Origin of the sequence: Nocardia testacea NBRC 100365 (assembly GCF_000308775.1) — a bacterium.
In the GTDB taxonomy this organism is placed as follows: domain Bacteria; phylum Actinomycetota; class Actinomycetes; order Mycobacteriales; family Mycobacteriaceae; genus Nocardia; species Nocardia testacea.
The window spans coordinates 21,888-38,388 of record NZ_BAGJ01000105.1 but is presented as its reverse complement, the minus strand read 5'-3'; the positions used below and the strand labels follow the sequence as shown (position 1 = coordinate 38,388).

Annotated in this window: 14 protein-coding genes; 8 read left to right on the top strand and 6 right to left on the bottom strand. The window is 69.5% G+C overall.

What is annotated here, in order from left to right:
• Positions 1-1,388: RsmB/NOP family class I SAM-dependent RNA methyltransferase (locus ON38_RS15675; RefSeq protein WP_051164840.1), on the top strand; the 1,388-nt coding region annotated here is incomplete at its 5' end.
• Positions 1,389-1,451: 63 nt separating this feature from the next.
• Entirely contained in the window at positions 1,452-1,799 is a 348-nt protein-coding gene (locus ON38_RS15670) for an MmcQ/YjbR family DNA-binding protein (RefSeq protein WP_039825532.1), read from the top strand.
• A 55-nt stretch (positions 1,800-1,854) separates the two neighbouring features.
• On the opposite strand, the gene ON38_RS15665 is transcribed toward ON38_RS15670, so the two are convergent.
• The 3 genes from ON38_RS15665 to ON38_RS15655 form a co-directional block, all read right to left on the bottom strand.
• A complete protein-coding gene (locus tag ON38_RS15665) occupies positions 1,855-4,005 on the bottom strand; it encodes a molybdopterin oxidoreductase family protein (protein WP_039825531.1) in 2,151 nt (716 codons plus the stop codon).
• A gap of 195 nt (positions 4,006-4,200) precedes the next feature.
• Entirely contained in the window at positions 4,201-4,974 is a 774-nt protein-coding gene (locus ON38_RS15660; protein WP_039825543.1) for a SigB/SigF/SigG family RNA polymerase sigma factor, read from the bottom strand.
• A 116-nt stretch (positions 4,975-5,090) separates the two neighbouring features.
• On the bottom strand, positions 5,091-5,513 hold the full coding sequence (locus ON38_RS15655) for an ATP-binding protein (RefSeq protein ID WP_039825530.1): 423 nt from the start codon (positions 5,511-5,513) through the stop codon (positions 5,091-5,093).
• A 236-nt stretch (positions 5,514-5,749) separates the two neighbouring features.
• Between ON38_RS15655 and rpe the strand changes: the two genes are divergently transcribed.
• Positions 5,750-6,421 (top strand): ribulose-phosphate 3-epimerase, encoded by a 672-nt coding sequence (gene rpe, locus ON38_RS15650; RefSeq protein WP_039825529.1) that lies wholly within the window; start codon positions 5,750-5,752, stop codon positions 6,419-6,421.
• A gap of 173 nt (positions 6,422-6,594) precedes the next feature.
• Here rpe and ON38_RS15645 read toward each other — a convergent pair whose 3' ends face one another.
• The gene (locus tag ON38_RS15645; protein WP_039825528.1) at positions 6,595-7,056 is read right to left on the bottom strand and encodes a hypothetical protein; all 462 of its coding nucleotides are present in this window, start codon (positions 7,054-7,056) and stop codon (positions 6,595-6,597) included.
• A 659-nt stretch (positions 7,057-7,715) separates the two neighbouring features.
• On the opposite strand from ON38_RS15645, the gene ON38_RS15635 reads away from it, so the two are divergent.
• From ON38_RS15635 to ON38_RS15620, 4 genes are all read left to right on the top strand, one after another.
• A complete protein-coding gene (locus ON38_RS15635) occupies positions 7,716-8,336 on the top strand; it encodes a riboflavin synthase (protein WP_039825526.1) in 621 nt (206 codons plus the stop codon).
• Between the two features lie 77 nt (positions 8,337-8,413).
• A complete protein-coding gene (locus tag ON38_RS15630) occupies positions 8,414-9,658 on the top strand; it encodes a bifunctional 3,4-dihydroxy-2-butanone-4-phosphate synthase/GTP cyclohydrolase II (RefSeq protein WP_039825525.1) in 1,245 nt (414 codons plus the stop codon).
• A 28-nt stretch (positions 9,659-9,686) separates the two neighbouring features.
• Positions 9,687-10,166, top strand: coding sequence for a 6,7-dimethyl-8-ribityllumazine synthase (gene ribH / locus ON38_RS15625; RefSeq protein WP_039825524.1), 480 nt, complete (start codon positions 9,687-9,689; stop codon positions 10,164-10,166).
• 3 nt (positions 10,167-10,169) lie between these two features.
• Complete coding sequence (locus tag ON38_RS15620) at positions 10,170-10,670, top strand: PH domain-containing protein (RefSeq protein WP_083872712.1); 501 nt, start codon at positions 10,170-10,172, stop codon at positions 10,668-10,670.
• Between the two features lie 76 nt (positions 10,671-10,746).
• On the opposite strand, the gene ON38_RS15615 is transcribed toward ON38_RS15620, so the two are convergent.
• The gene (locus ON38_RS15615) at positions 10,747-12,093 is read right to left on the bottom strand and encodes a DUF1254 domain-containing protein (RefSeq protein WP_039825523.1); all 1,347 of its coding nucleotides are present in this window, start codon (positions 12,091-12,093) and stop codon (positions 10,747-10,749) included.
• A 72-nt stretch (positions 12,094-12,165) separates the two neighbouring features.
• Positions 12,166-14,118, bottom strand: a complete 1,953-nt coding sequence (locus ON38_RS15610; protein WP_039825522.1) for a gamma-glutamyltransferase family protein — start codon at positions 14,116-14,118, stop codon at positions 12,166-12,168.
• A 200-nt stretch (positions 14,119-14,318) separates the two neighbouring features.
• Here ON38_RS15610 and uvrC point away from each other — a divergent pair, with 200 nt between their 5' ends.
• On the top strand, positions 14,319-16,370 hold the full coding sequence (gene uvrC / locus ON38_RS15605; RefSeq protein WP_039825521.1) for an excinuclease ABC subunit UvrC: 2,052 nt from the start codon (positions 14,319-14,321) through the stop codon (positions 16,368-16,370).
• Positions 16,371-16,501 lie beyond the last annotated feature (131 nt).

Here is a 16,501-nt window from a genome sequence, read left to right as displayed (position 1 = left end):
GGGGCGCCGCCCCGGGCGGGGGCCGGCCCGGCCGCGCGAAGGATGCCGGGCGGACTCCGGCGGATCCGGCGCGCACCGTGGCGCTGGAGACCTTGCGCGCCGTCCGCGAACGGGACGCCTACGCGAACCTGGTACTGCCCGGCCTGCTGCGCGAGTACCGGGTGGAGGGGCGTGACGCGGCCCTGGCCACCGAACTCGGGTACGGAGCGTGCCGGGCCCTGGGCGTACTCGACGCGGTGATCGCCGACTGCGCCGGACGTGCGATCGACGAGATCGACGGCTCGCTGCTGGACGTCCTGCGCCTCGGCGCCTACCAGTTGCTGCGTACCCGGATCGAACCCCACGCCGCGGTGCATACCGCGGTCGAACTCGCCCGGGCCGAATCCGGCACGGGGCGTTCCGGTTTCGTCAACGCGGTGCTGCGCCGGATCGCCGAGCGCAGTGCGCAGGAGTGGATCGATCGGCTCGCTCCCGACGATCCGATCGGCCGGATGGCCTTCGAATACGCCCATCCGGTGTGGATCGCGCAGGCGTTCGCCGACGCGCTGGGTGCGGACGCCGGGGAACTACCGGATCTGCTCGCCGCCGACGATGCCCGGCCGCTGGTCCATCTGGTGGCGCGTCCCGGCGATATCACCGCCGAGGAGCTCGCGTTGGTCACCGGTGGCGAGGAGGGCCGATGGTCGCCGTACGCGGTGTATCTGGACGGCGGTGATCCGGGCGCGCTGGAACCGGTCCGGGAGGGCATGGCCGCGGTTCAGGACGAGGGCAGTCAGCTGGTGGCGCTGGCGCTCACCCGGGCGCCCCTGCACGGCACCGACGGCGGCCGCTGGCTGGACCTGTGCGCGGGTCCGGGCGGGAAGACCGCGTTGCTCGCAGCACTGGCCGATATCGACGGTTTCCGGGTCGACGCGGTGGAGCCGGCCCGGCACCGGGCCGAACTGGTCCGCACCGCGACGCGCGGGCTGCCCGTGCAGGTCCATATCACCGACGGCCGGGACAGCGGTCTGGCTGCCGGCTACGACCGCATCCTGGTGGATGCCCCCTGTACCGGTCTGGGCGCGCTGCGGCGCCGTCCGGAGGCGCGGTGGCGGCGCACCCCCGGCGATATCGCCGAGCTGGTCGCCCTGCAGCGGGAACTGCTGACCGCGGCCTGGGAGCTGGTGCGCCCCGGTGGCGTGGTGGTGTATTCCACCTGCTCGCCGCATCTACCGGAAACCGTTGCCGTAGTCGCGGATACGGTGCGCCGCACCGGCGCCGAACAGCTCGATGCCCGGCCGTTGCTCCCCGGCGTCACGGGGCTCGGCCCGGGCCCGGCGGTCCAGCTGTGGCCGCACCGGCACGGGACAGACGCCATGTTCGTGGCCGCCCTGCGTAAGCCGGAATAGCCGCCGGGGCGCGGAGAGGCGGATTTCCGGGCCTGCCGGGTCCGCGCCCGGCAGACTGTCGCCATGGGTATCACCTGGGCGCATGTGGTACGGATGGCCACCGAATTGCCGGAGGTCGCCGAATCGACCTCCTACCGCACCCCGGCCCTGAAAGTGGCGGGCAAGAGTTTCGCGCGGTTGCGCACCGAAGCCGAGGGTGGGCTGGCGCTGCGCTGCGAGATGGTGGAGAAGGAGGCATTGCTGGCCTCCGGTGACCCCGCCTTCTACACCACCCCGCACTACGACGGCTATCCCTATATCCTCATCGACCTCCACCGCGTCGATTCCGAGCAGCTGCGCGAACTGCTGGACGCAGCATGGTGGCTGGTCGCGCCCGCGCGGTTGCGGCGCGCCCGCGAGGGCGAGGGGTGACCGTACTCCTCGCTTCCGCCGCGCCGCGCCCCCGCCACGGGCCGGCCCGGGTGGCCTATACGGGGTGGACCTTCACCCAGGTGCTGTTGACCGCGGCATTACCGGAGATGCGGTCCACCTGTTCGGGATCGTGCAGCAGGTTCACATTCGCGCCCGGTACCGCGGCCGCGATGGTCCAGCCGACACCCGGCTCGCCGTGACCCCAGCCGTGCGGGATGGCGACCGTACCGGGCCGGATCTCGTCGCTGATCTCCACCGGCACCACGATGGAGCCGATGGGTGAACTCACCGTGACCTTGCCACCGTCGGCCAGTCCGCGCGCGGTCGCGTCCTGCGGATGCATGAGCGCGGTGCAGCGGTCGCGGCCTTTCACCATCGACGGCACATTGTGCAGCCAGGAATTGTTGCTGCGTAGATGACGCCGGCCGATGAGGCGCAGATCGAAACCGAGGTCGCGGTCCGCGCCGCCCGCGCGCGCCTCGTCGAGGAGCCGCCGTGCCTCGGTGACGAACTGCGGCGGCGCCAGCTGTACTCGGCGGTCGGCGGTGGCGATGAGCGAATGCAGCCGCGGCCGCAGCGGGCCCAGGTCGATACCGCCGCGAGCTGCGCGTACCTTCCGCACGGTCACCCCCTTCCGGCCCCGGCGCAGTACGCCGTGCGGGCCGACGGCGATACCGAGTGCCGCGGCCCGCAGCGGACTGAATCGGGCGAAGGCCGCGTTGAGGGCACGGCCGGTGAGCGAGCGCAGCGGAAGCGGCAGGATCTCGGTGGTCAACCGCGCCATGATCTCCCAGTCCTCGAGCCCCTCCTGTTCGGGGGTCACCGCCCGCGCGTTGAAACGAATGTTGTTGTGCACGCTGAACATGGTGAGCAGGATGTCGAGATCCTCGCGTTCCAGCGGCGACAGCGGCGGCAGGATGATGTCGGCGTGCCGGGTGGTCTCGGTGATGTACATGTCCACGGCCACATAGAAATCCAGCGAACCGAGTGCTTTGTCCAGCTGCCCGCGCTGCGGGGTGGACAGGACCGGGTTGCCCGCGTAGGTGATCATGGCGCGGATGCGGTCCGGGCCGTCGTCGAGGATCTCCGAGGCCAGCGCGGCCACCGGCAGTTCGAACCGGAACGATTTGTACTTACCGGAGCGGTCGGTCCACGCGCCGTAGGACGGCGACACCCGGCGGGCCAGCGGCAGCAGATCCACCGCCGGGGTGGCATACATCTGCCCGCCCGGACTGTCGAGGTTGCCGGTGATCGCGTTGATGGTGTTGACCAGCCAGTGGGTGACGGTGCCGGTCAGTGTCTGGCACACCCCGATACGCGCGTACACCACGGCCGATTTCGCGGCCGCGTGCTCGCGGGCCAGGCGCCGGATCGTCTCGGCGTCCACACCGGCGTATGGCGCGGCGTCCTCGGGCGTGAAACCGGCGACCAGCTCGCGCAGTTCGTCCAGGCCGGTGCACTGGGTACCCACGGCGGTCCGGTCGCACAGGTCCTCGGTGATCAGCACGTGCAGGATGGCCAGCAACAGGTACGGGTCGCCGCCGGGCAGGACCGAGACGTGTTCGTCGGCCAGGCGGGCGGTCTCGGTACGCCGTGGATCGATCACCACGACCTTGCCGCCGCGGGCGCGCACGTCCTTGATGCGGTTGCGGGCGCCCGGCATGGTGGTCACCGATCCGTTCGATACCGCGGGATTGGCGCCGATGATGACCATGCGGTCGGTGCGATCGATATCGGCGATGGGCATGAGGAAATTCGACCCGTACATCTGCCAGGCCACGAATTCCTGGGGGAACTGGTCGATCGAGGAGGCCGTGTAGAAATTACGGGTCATCAGCGCCATGCGCAGTGCGAACGCGTACATGATCGCGGAATTGTGGGCGGCCGGATTGCCCAGGTACATACCCACCGAATGCGGTCCGTGCTCCCGGCGTACCCGGCGCAGCCGGCTGCCGATCTCGCGGAAGGCCTCGTCCCAGCCGATGGGCTCGAACGCGTCGCCGACCCGGCGTACGGGGGTGCGCAGCCGGTCGGGATCCTCGTGCAGGCCCGCCATGGCGGTGGCCTTGGGGCAGATGTAGCCCTTGGACAGCACATCGTCGGGATTGCCCTCGACCTTGGTCACTTTCGTGTCCTCGACGGTCACCAGGATGCCGCAGTGCGCTTCACACAGAGTGCATTGCCGGGCGATGGTTTCAGCGGTCATCACTCACATCACCTTCCGCCGCGTCGTCGTCGACGCGCGACCCGCAGGAGCGCCGGATTACGGGCTGATCCGGCTGATCGGTTGCTGGGGGAGCAGGCGGGCTCTCGGAAATGGTCGTTTGAGATAAATACCCACTCATACTCTCAATGAGAGGGTAGACCGAACGACGAAGCGGGCACAACAGGTGCGCGGCGGTTACTCCCGGGACGACTGTTCGCGCAACCGGGCCAGCGTCTTGGCGAGAATGCGCGATACGTGCATCTGCGAAATACCCATCTGATGCGCGATCTGTGTCTGGGTCATCGACTCGAAGAACCGCATGGTGAGAATGCGCCGCTCGCGCTCGGGCAACCCGGCCAGCAGCGGGCGGATCGCGACGTACTCCTCGACCCGGTCGAACTGGGCTTCCTCTTCGCCGAGGGTGTCCAGCAGCGAGGCGTCCGTATCGCGGCCGACCGACGCCGCGTCGATGGAGGTCGGCTGGTAGGCGTTACCGGCGATAACGGCCTGGGTCACCTCGTCCGGATCGACATCGAGCTCGGCGGCGATCTCCTTGGCGGTCGGCGAACGGCCCAGCGACTGCGACAGCGAATCCACCGCGGCACCGATCCGCAGATGGGTCTCCTTGACCCGGCGCGGCACCCGCATCGCCCACGTGTTGTCCCGGAAGTACCGGCGTACCTCGCCCATGATGGTGGGCACCGCGAACGACAGGAAATTCGAACCGCGCGAGATATCGAAACGATCCACCGCGTGCACCAGCCCGACCCGGGCCACCTGGGTCAGATCGTCGAACGGTTCGCCGCGGCCACTGAACTTACGGGCGATGTGATCGGCCAGCGGGATGCAGCGTGCGATCAACTCGTTGCGCAGGGCCGCCTGCTCCGCCGAATCCGGTTCGGCACCGGAGAGCCGGACGAACAGATCCGCGACATCGTCGTATCCGCCCGCCGAGGACGAGTTCTCCAATTCGGCACGGGTTTCGGTCTCGGCCTCGGCGTCGGCCTCGGTGGTATCGGCCTCGCCCGCCGATTCCGAATCGTGCTCGTCCTCGGGAGATTCGAGCGGCTTGTCCTGCTCGCTCACTAGGCCTTCCCCCGGACCCGACGGAACTCGACCGCTGTCGGATATCCGGAAGCCTGCTGATCGAAGGGGTCCTGCCGGGCGTCCACCGAATCGGTCAGCGTACGCAGGACGTGCCACCCGAAACTGCGTGCGTCGGGCAGGCCCTCCTGTGCCGCCACGCCGGCGACCTGCACCCGTAATTCGGTGTCGCCGATGCTGAACACACACCGCAGGCTCGTCTCGGGTGCCGCCAGGCCGATCAGCGTGGAGCAGGCCTCGTCCACCGCCAGCCGGATGTCGGCGACCTCGTCCAGCGTGAAATCACTGAGCAGGACCAGAGTCTCGGCGAGACCGCGCACGATCGGCAACTGTGTCACCGATGCCGCCACCCGAATCTCCACCGGGGCACCGTGGAGCCCTTGTTCCGCCGAAGTATTGATCACGCAGCCGAGTGTATGGGCGCTTCGTCACAAAGAGGGGAGCGGGGCACGCCCGCGGGCGGAATCCGGCCGGGAAACGTGGTCGCCGGTGCCGCATGTCTGTTCCGGACGGCCCGGGACACGCCGTGCCGGAGGCGCCACCGGCGAACACGGCCCCCGGGCCCGCGCCGCCGTGGGCGCCGCCATACACTCCCGCTGTGACTGCGTCCGAGCCCACGTTCACCCGTCCTCCGGTCCCGATGATCGCCCCGTCGATCCTGTCCGCCGATTTCGCCCGGCTGGCCGACGAGGCCGACGCGGTATCGACCGCCGACTGGCTGCACGTCGATGTGATGGATGCGCATTTCGTCCCGAATCTGACCCTGGGGCTGCCGGTGGTGCAGAGCCTGCTGAAGGCCACCGATATTCCGCTGGACTGCCATCTCATGATCGAGGATCCGGGCCGGTGGGCGCCGCCGTACGCGGAGGCGGGCGCCTACAACGTGACCTTCCACGCCGAGGCGACCGAGGATCCGGTGGCCGTGGCCCGCGATATCCGGGCCGCCGGCGCCAAGGCGGGGTTGTCGGTCAAGCCGAATACGCCCATCGAGCCGTACCTGGAGATCCTGCGTGACTTCGACACACTGCTGGTGATGAGTGTGGAGCCCGGGTTCGGGGGGCAGTCGTTCATTCCGGAGGTACTGGAGAAGGCCCGGATCGTGCGGCGCCTGGTCGACGCCGGGGAATTGCGCCTGGTGGTGGAGATCGACGGCGGCATCAACGCCGACACCATCGAGCAGGCCGCGGCGGCCGGTATCGACTGCTTCGTGGCCGGCTCGGCGGTGTACAACACCGAAGATCCCGGCGCCACGGTGGAGAAGCTGCGCCGGCAGGCGGAATCGAGCTGGTCCGCGCATCACCTCACCCACTGAGGGGCGTGACCGGATAGTGCGCCGCGGCGTCGGGCTCGCGGGGCCGGCGCCTTCCCGGGGCACGCCGGAACGGCGTCCTGCGGCCGACCGGCCGGGCAGTCGGCTTCCATGAGCTCTGGCCGAGGGGCCCCGCCCGGTCTGCCGAGCTGTGAGCAGCTACGGACGCTTCGAGGTCAGCGGCTCTTGGGGGCGCATTCGCGGGCGGCGTCGATCACCGCGTGCTGCGGTGGCCGGGTCCCCAGCGCATCGGGGCCCGCGACCCACAGTCGGTAGCCGCTGGCCTCGTCGTCGGGTGAGGGCAGCACGATCTGACTACCGGTACCGGCGACGGTGGTGTAGAGGCGGAAGAGTTCGGCGGCCGCGGTCGCGGTGAATTCCTCGTGCCGGGTGGGCCCGGTGAGGAAGGTCCAGCGCCGGGCCCGGGGATGCGCGAAGACCGGTCCGGCGATCCCCGCCGCCCGCAGCCGGGTCAGCACCTGCTCGCCGAGTTCGGTCGGCATGGTGACGGCGCCGTAGGCGGCGCCCACGTGCAGCAGGATGCGCCGGGAGGCCGGATCGACCACCGCGGGCAGCAGATCCTTCTCCCGGTACCGCCGGCAGTGTCGCTCCAGCGCGGATTCGGTGAACGTGGTCATAGCGGTTCGGCTTCCTCGAGTGGTGGCGTGCCTGGCTGGGGCGAGGGCATCCGTCGCGGCGGATGTCGCGGAGATCCGTCGGGGGTGGTCACCGCGCGGATCCGGCGCCCGGACAACACTGTCGTCGGGCCGAGGGACGCTGGATCACCGCGGCGGTGCGGGGTCTACCCGGCCCGGATGGTTGCGGGCGGATCCAGTTGTCGTGATGGCTTGTGGCGCACGGTGTTCCGCGGCGGTGGCCGTCCTCGTACGAATACTGTGCCGGGCCGCACCGCGGGGTGGTCGAGGTGGGTGAGCCGGTCACCTCACAATATTGCGTCAGCCTGTGTGAGCGTGCAAATCGAGAAACATTTCGGGTTTCGATGCGGTCTCGGTAGGGCAAAGCGACCATGGGGGTGACCGGTCCGGACCGGATCGCGGCCCGTCGGAAGTGGTATCGGGGTGTGCCGGTCGAATGTGACCACCGTCTCTGGATCGGAAAATTTCCGGATCGGCTACCGCGGTGCCGCGGTCCGGCGACCTGGGGTTCCCGCAGGGTGGTCCGCGTCATGGCCGGGCCGGAAGGCGGGAACTAGTCTGGTCTTGGACGGCGAACTGGGAATACTCGGTACCACTCCCGCCGTTCCGTATGCGGAACACCGACGCGAACGGGAGAAGGCATGTTCACGGGCATCGTCGAGGAATTGGGCGAAATCGTCGCCCGCGAACAATCGGCCGACGCGGCGCGGCTGACGATCCGCGGGAAGCTGGTCACCTCCGATGCCGGACACGGCGACTCGATCGCGGTCAACGGTGTCTGCCTGACCGTTGTCGACGTCGTCGACGACGCGTTCACCGTCGACGTCATGGGCGAAACGCTGCGCCGGTCGAGTATCGGCGGCCTGGAACCGGGTTCGCGGGTCAATCTGGAGCGCGCGGCCGCGGTGAACAGCCGGCTCGGCGGTCATATCGTCCAGGGCCACGTGGACGGCACCGGCACCATCCTGGCCCGGACCCCGGAGGACAACTGGGAAGTGGTGCGGATCTCCCTGCCCGACGCGATCGCCAAGTACGTGGTGGAGAAGGGCTCCATCACCGTGAACGGCATCTCGCTCACCGTCTCCGGACTGGGCCGGGCCGAGACGCCGGCCGCCGACGGCAACCGGGACTGGTTCGAGGTCTCGCTGATCCCGACCACGCTGAGTCTCACCGATCTGGGCACATCCACCCCCGGGACCGTCGTGAATCTCGAGGTCGATGTGATCGCCAAATACGTCGAACGCCTCCATCGGCGCGGCTGATGATCGCGGCCGCGCCCGGACCGGCCGAACAGACCCAGTAGTGTGATCGGGACCTATCGAGATGGAGCATTACAGACGTGACCAGGTTCGACAGCATCGAGCGCGCGGTCGCCGATATCGCGGCCGGTAAACCGGTCGTCGTGGTCGACGACGAGGACCGGGAGAACGAGGGCGACCTCATCTTCGCCGCGGAAAAGGCCACCCCGGAACTCGTGGCGTTCATGATCCGCTACACCTCGGGTTACATCTGTGTACCGCTCACCGGTGACGATTGCGATCGGCTGGGACTGCCGCCGATGTACGCGGTGAACCAGGACAAGCACGGTACCGCGTACACCGTGTCGGTGGATGCCAAAGAGGGCGTGACCACCGGTATCTCCGGCGCCGATCGGGCCACCACCATCCGGCTGCTGGCCGACGGCGATGCCAAACCGAACGATTTCACCCGCCCCGGGCACGTGGTGCCGCTGCGCGCCAAGGATGGGGGCGTGCTGCGCCGGCCCGGGCACACCGAGGCCGCGGTGGACCTGGCGCGGATGGCCGGGCTGCGACCGGCCGGGGTGATCTGCGAGATCGTCAGCCAGAAAGAAGACGGGCACATGGCCCGCACCGACGAGCTGCGGGTGTTCGCCGACGAGCACGAACTGGCGCTGATCTCGATCGCCGAGATGATCGCCTGGCGGCGTAAGCACGAGAAGCATGTCGTGCGGGTGGCGCAGGCGCGTATCCCGACCGTGCACGGTGAGTTCACCGCCGTCGGCTACCAGAGCATCTACGACGATGTCGAACATGTCGCGCTGGTCCGCGGGGATGTCGGTGACGGCGAGGACGTCCTGGTCCGCGTGCATTCGGAATGCCTGACCGGCGATGTGTTCGGTTCGCTGCGCTGCGACTGCGGCCCGCAACTGGACGCGGCCCTGGAGATGGTGGCCGCCGAGGGGCGCGGCGTGGTCCTCTACATGCGCGGACACGAAGGGCGCGGTATCGGGCTCATGCACAAACTGCAGGCCTATCAGCTGCAGGATTCGGGCCACGATACGGTCGATGCCAATATCGAGCTCGGCCTGCCCGCCGATGCCCGCGACTACGGGACCGGCGCGCAGATCCTGGTCGACCTGGGGCTGCGGTCGATGCGGCTGCTCACCAACAACCCGGCCAAACGGGTCGGGCTCGACGGTTACGGATTGCGGATCACCGAACGGGTGCCCATGCCGGTCCGGGCCAATGCCGAGAACCTGCGCTACCTGCGCACCAAACGCGACCGAATGGGCCACGACCTGGTGGGTCTCGACGATCTGGACCTCGGGGAGACAGCGCAGTGACGTCCTGCGGACCGGAAGGCGGAATACGATGAGCGGCACCGGGGTACCGAGCTTCGCGCTCGCCGACGCCAAGGACCTGCGGTTGGCGATCGTGGCCTCCCGCTGGCACACCGAGATCTGCGACACCCTGGTCGCCAACGCCGAACGCGTCGCCGCCGAGGCCGGGGTGCGCCACACCACCGTCGCCCGGTGCGCCGGGGCGATGGAGCTGCCAGTGCTCGCTCAAGAACTGGCCCGCACCCACGACGCCGTCGTCGCGCTCGGCGTCGTGATCCGCGGCGACACCCCGCATTTCGACTATGTCTGCGATTCGGTGACCGCCGGCCTGACCCGGGTCTCGCTGGACGAGAGCACCCCGGTCGCCAACGGTGTGCTCACCACGAACGACGAGGCACAAGCCCTCGACCGGGCCGGCCTGCCGGACTCGGCGGAGAACAAGGGAGAGCAGGCGGCCGCCGCCGCCCTGGACGCCGCCCTCACCCTGCGCGGACTCCGCGCGGCGGGCTGAGCCGTGCCGGTCGTACGGATCTGGCGCCGGGGCGAAGCCTCCGGGGACGGCTCGGGCGCCGATCCCGAGTGGGAACTGGAGGTGCGCCCGCGGAAGTCGCGTCGCACGGCGGTGATCGTCGCGGTGATCCTGGTGGTGGCCTTCGTACTGTTCGGGATCTTCCTGCGCACCGACTACACCGGGGTCAACTTCCGGGTGGTCGATCAGTTCGCGATGGCGTGCATCGGGATCTTCGGCGCGGCGGCCGTGCTGCTGCTCACCCGCCCCCGCGTACGGGCCGGTCGGCGCGGGGTCGTGGTCCGGAATGTGCTCGGGGACAACGAGTTCGAATGGAAGCATGTTCGCGGGGTGTCGTTTCCCGACCGTAAGGCGTGGGCTCGGCTCGAGCTGGTGAACGACGATTACGTCCCCATGCTGGCGGTGCGATCGAACGACGGTGAGCACGCCGCGGCGGCGCTGGACCGGCTCCGCGACCTGGGTATCAAGTACGCCCCGCCCGAATGATCGTGCCCGGTCCCGGCCGGGCCGAGGACAGGGACAAGGTCCGGGACGCTGCGGATGCGGTGGGGCCCGGGGCCGGCTAATCGACACGGACGATCGGCGGCGGCTGGTAGCTGCCGTCGAACACCGGATCGCGCGGTTCGTAGATGCGCAGCATCGGCCGGAACGGGCCCGGCGGCGTGGGGAGCCAGTTGGCGCGTTGCCGCGGATCGGCGGGTTCGTCGTGCTGTAGCAGCACGGTGAGCGAACCGTCCACCGTATGCAAACCGGGTGTCCGGTCGCCCAGCGAGTAGCGTCCGATCGGGTTCGCGACGAGGAAGAAATCCGGGGTGTCGTACATGGTCAGCGACCAGAACGCGCCGCACGGCGGGGGCTCGGCGAAACGTACCTCGTAGCGGTGGGAGCCGTGCAGCGGCCGGTCCTCGCAGTCGGTGAAGGTCATCGCATAGGCCGCCTCGTAGCCGTGATTGCCCCAGAGGCCGGCGCGGGCCGCACCCGCACGCCGCAGATAGCGCTCCGGGTCGTCGGGGAGTTTCCAGTGCGGGTCGTCCAGGGCGCCGACGCCGAAGAAATCCAGGTTGTAGTCGAATACGTGGTAGGTCAGACTCCAGCCGTTCTGCCGGGGCGCGCTGCTGTGGGTCGCGGCCGTCTCGAGGAGCTGCTTCCCGGCAGCCAGGCCCTCGCGGAGCGCCGACGCCCGTTCCGGGCCGAGATCGGTGTAGGGCGTCTCGGCGTCCAGCAACCCCAGCGGTTCGAACCGTTGCTGGTAGCGGCGGTCGCGGTCGGCGGGCGGGAAGGCTCGGATGCCGGCTCGGAGCTCTTCGAAGAAGCGCAGGTCCTCCGGGACTCCCGGCGCGGGGGCGGGCAGATCCGGGACGGGCGCGGTGGGCATGAGGTGCAGGGCGTTCTGGAGCGCGCGGACCGCCGGTAGATCCGACTCCCCGTCCACGGCCCATCGGCCGACGATGGTGGCGATCGTGGTCGGGAATTCGACGACGGTGACACCCTCCGGCGGCATACCGTCCCATCCGGGCGCCACCAGCAGATAGGCACCCGGCAGAGTGCCGGTGGCCCGATGGCCGATATAGGCGAAGTTGTTCGTCCAGGCGTCGACGAACTGCATGACGTAGTAGCGCCCCCCGGTCTCCGGTACGTCGAAGCGCACCGGCCCGGCCGCGGTCGAGACGTTCGCGATCGAATACACGGTGTCGTTGTTGATGGAGACGAAGGTGTCCTGCGGCCCGGCCAGCGTGGTGGCATGGCCGAACACATTGAGCGGTGTCGGCGGCAGGCCACCCATCCCTTCCCTGGTGAACCGTGCGACCTGCCGGAGGTCGTAGACGAGCGGGAAGCCGTAGACGAACGCGTCGGCAGCCAGGGTGGTGAGTTCGGCCCGGGACAGCCCGGCAGCATCGATGCTCGGCATGACACCAGGGGACCACCGGAACCCGTCCGGCGTGCTCACCCGGCGCGGGTGAGCCGCCCCGGCCCCGCGTGATCACCGGGTATCGCCGAGGACCTCACCTTCGCGCCGGGGGTCGGCGCCGCCGATCCAGCCGGTGTCGCCGTCACGGCCGAGCACGCTGAGCCCACTGGTCTGCGGGGCCACCGAGACCTGGTGGCCCCGTTCGCGCAGCCGGGTGACCAGGGGATCGTGGGCGCCGTCGTCGCGGGCGTCGATCGCCGGATGCTCACCGCCCACATTCGTGACGGGTGTATTCGCGGCACCGACGGCCGGCGCGGAGACCGCCTGTTGCGGATCCAGCCCCCAATCCAGCATGCCGACAAGAGTTTTCACCACGAACTGGATGATGACCGAGCCGCCGGGGGAGCCGACCACATGGGTGAGCGCCCCCCGCTCGGAGTCCTTGCCCTGCTCGAATACCAGGGTCGGGCTCATGGAACTGCGCGGCCGCTTCCCGGGTTCGATCCGATTGGCGACCGGCAGGCCGGCGGCGCCGAGCGGGTCGGTCGCGAAATCGGTGAGCTGGTTGTTCAGCAGGAATCCGTCCACCATGTGGAAGGAACCGAAGGCCGATTCCACCGTGGTGGTCATGGCCGCGGCATTGCCGTAGGAATCGACCACCGAGATATGACTGGTGCCGTGTTCGGGTGTCTGGGGGCCGATGCCCACGGGCGCGGGCCCGAAATCACCGGGTTGCGCGGTGCCCATGCTCCGGTGTGGATCGATGAGCTCGGCGCGGGTGTCCAAATATTCCGGGTTCACCAGGGTTTCGGGTGAATTACCGGGCAGCGGAACATAATCGGGATCGGCGACGAATTTGTCGCGGTCGGCGTAGGCCAGCCGTTCGGCCTCGGCGATGAGGTGCACGGCCTCGGCCTGCGGGACCCCGCCGTTACGGTCGACGTGCTCCGGCGGCAGAGCGGGAAGGTCGAAGTTCTCCAGGATGCCGAGAGTGGCCGCGACGGTGATACCGCCGGAGGACGGCCCGGGCATTCCGCAGATCTCGTGCGCGCGGTAGCCGGTGCACAGGGGGGTGCGTTTCACCGCCCGGTAGGAGTCGAGGTCCGCTGCTTCCAGCAGGCTCGGGGTGCGCCCGCCCGCCCGGGAGGCGGCCGCGGCGACGATGTCCTGGGCGATCGGCCCGGTGTAGAACCCCTCCGCGCCCTCGGCGGCCACCGTGGTGAGGGTTTTCGACAGGGCCGGGTTGGTCAGCACCGTGCCCGCTGCCTTCGGGGAGCCGTCCGGGTTCAGGAAGTATTCGGCCGCGGCCGGGTCGCGGGCCAGTTCGGCCGCGGAGTCGGCGATCTGCCCGGCCAGCCGCGGACTGATCTCGAAACCCTGGTCCGCCATCGCCACGGCGGGATCGAACAGCTCCCGCCACGGAATGTGGCCGTGCTCGGAATGCGCCAGCTCGAGCATCCGGACCACTCCCGGCACCCCGATGGACCGCCCGCTGGCGCGGGTGTCGGGTTTCGGCTCGGTGCGATCGGTATCGCTGATCCAGCGCAGATAGTTCTCGGTGGCCGCGGACGGGGCGGTCTCCCGGCCGTCGTAGGCGTCCAGCGTCTCGTGTTCCGCGTCGTAGTAGAGCAGGAACGCGCCACCGCCCAGGCCCGACGCCTGCGGTTCGGTGAGTCCCAGCACGGTCTGCGCGGTGATCAGCGCGTCCGCCGCGGTACCACCGGCCCGGAGCACCTCGCAGGCGGCGCGCGTGGCGTGGGAGTTCGCGGTGGAGACGGCGTAGCCGCTGGTGTGGACCGCGGTCATCTCGCTGCGGTAGCCCGACGCGATCTCCGGGTTGGTCGCCAGGTCGCGGGCGGTGGGAGTGGTCGAACCCGCGGCCGGGGCGGCGGTCACCGGGGTGCCGTTCGGTGCCGGGGTACAGGGGCCCGCGGCCCCCGTATCGTCGGAGCATCCGCTGAGCGAGCCTGCCACGAGCAGCGCCGTCACCATCAGCGCGTACCGAATCCGTTGTATCGGGCGCATATTCGAACTCTAGCGGGACGCGGCGACAGTGGCGGCCGAACTCGCCCCGTGTGGGGGAAACGGGCCGCCACCGGCGGTCGGGCGATGCCGGCGGCGCGACAACACGTAGTGGGGCGGCGCCGCGCCGGGTCGCCGGTGCGGTGAGCGGGCCGGGCCGACCGGCGGCCGGATGTGTCCGAGCCCGCTACTACGCTGGATACGTGGCAGATCCCGCGACGTACCGGCCGCAGCCCGGCTCCATTCCACTCGAACCCGGTGTCTACAAGTTCCGGGACTCCTACGGCCGGGTCATCTATGTCGGCAAGGCGAAAAGCCTGCGCAACCGGCTCAACTCGTACTTCGCCGATATCGCCGCCCTGCATCCGCGTACCCGCCAGATGGTCACCACCGCCGCGAGCGTGGAATGGACCGTGGTCTCCACCGAGGTGGAAGCGCTGCAGCTCGAGTACAACTGGATCAAGGAGTTCGATCCGCGGTTCAACGTCCGCTATCGCGACGACAAGTCCTATCCGGTGCTGGCGGTCACCCTGAACGAGGAGTACCCGCGACTGTTCGTCTACCGGGGCGCCCGGAAGAAGGGGGTGCGGTATTTCGGCCCCTACGCCCACGCCTGGGCGATCCGGGAGACCCTCGATCTGCTGCTGCGGGTGTTTCCCGCGCGCACCTGCTCGGCCGGGGTGTTCAAACGGCACAGCCAGATGGGCCGCCCCTGTCTGCTCGGCTATATCGACAAATGTTCGGCCCCGTGTGTGGGCCGCGTCTCCGCCGCCGAGCACCGGCGGATCGTCGACGATTTCTGTGACTTCCTGGCCGGCCGCACCGACCGGATGGTCAAGGACCTGGAACGCCGGATGCAGGCGGCCGCCGAGGACCTCGATTTCGAGACCGCGGCCCGGCTGCGCGACGATGTGCAGGCCCTGCGCCGGGCACTGGAGAAACAGGCCGTCGTGCTGGGCGACGGCACCGACGCCGATGTGATCGCCTTCGCCGGGGACGACCTGGAGGTCGCCGTGCAGATCTTCCATGTCCGCGACGGCCGGGTGCGCGGGCAACGCGGCTGGGTGGTCGACAAATCCGGTGACGCGGCCGACACCCCGGAGCAGGGCGGTGAACTTGCCGCGCTGGTGGAGCAGTTCCTCACCCAGTTCTACGCCGAGCAGACCGCCGTGGCCGAGCAGACGGCGGGCGAGCAGGCCGCGGCCGTGGTACCGCGCGAAGTGCTGGTGCCCGAACTCCCGGCCGACGCCGAGGAGGTCCAGCGCTGGCTGTCGACCCTGCGCGGCGGGTCGGTGCGGTTGCGGGTACCGCAGCGCGGCGACAAGAAAGCCCTCGCCGAGACGGTTGCGCGCAACGCGAAGGAGGCGCTGGCCCAGCACAAACTCCGCCGCGCCGGCGATCTGACCTCCCGCTCGGTGGCCTTGCAGGACATCCAGGACGCCCTCGACCTCGATACCGCGCCGCTGCGTATCGAATGTGTGGACATCAGCCATGTGCAGGGCACCGATGTGGTGGCCTCACTGGTGGTCTTCGAAGACGGCCTGCCCAAGAAGTCCGATTACCGCCACTACGCGATCCGGGAAGCCGCCGGTGAGGGGCGCTCCGACGATGTCGCCAGTATCGCCGAGGTGACCCGGCGCCGGTTCGCCCGGCTACGCCGGGAGCGCGATGCCACCGAACAGGCCGATCTCGCGGGGGTGGCGCAGGTGCCCGAGTTCGGTACGCCCCCGGTGGGCGACGGTGCCGACGCGGAGGCCGACGCGGAGATCGTGACCCGTCCCGGTATCGACCCGAAGACCGGCCGGCCGCGCAAGTTCGCCTATCCGCCCAATCTCTACGTCGTCGACGGCGGCGCGCCGCAGGTGGCGGCCGCGGCGGAGGTGCTCGAGGAGTTCGGCATCACCGATATCGCCGTGGTGGGCCTGGCCAAACGGCTGGAAGAGGTGTGGGTTCCCGGTGAGCCCGATCCGGTGGTGCTGCCGCGTACCAGCGAGGCCCTCTACCTGCTGCAACGAGTGCGCGACGAAGCGCACCGCTTCGCCATCACGTTCCATCGCAGCAAACGGTCGCGGCGGATGACGGCGTCGGCACTGGATACGGTCCGCGGTCTCGGCGAGACCCGGCGGACCGCGTTGGTGACCCATTTCGGTTCGGTCGCGCGGCTCAAAGAGGCCACCGTCGAGGAGATCATCGAGGTGCCCGGTATCGGCCGCGCCACCGCGGAGGCGGTACTGGCGGCCCTGCACGAGCGATAGGCCCGGCGCGGCGGCCGCGGCAACCGCGCGGCGACCGGCGCCGGTCACGTACGTTTGTTCCTGCGCCCCGCGACAGTTTCCGGGGCGACGACCTACAGCTGGGTGACCGAAACGCAATTCCCGAACAAGAT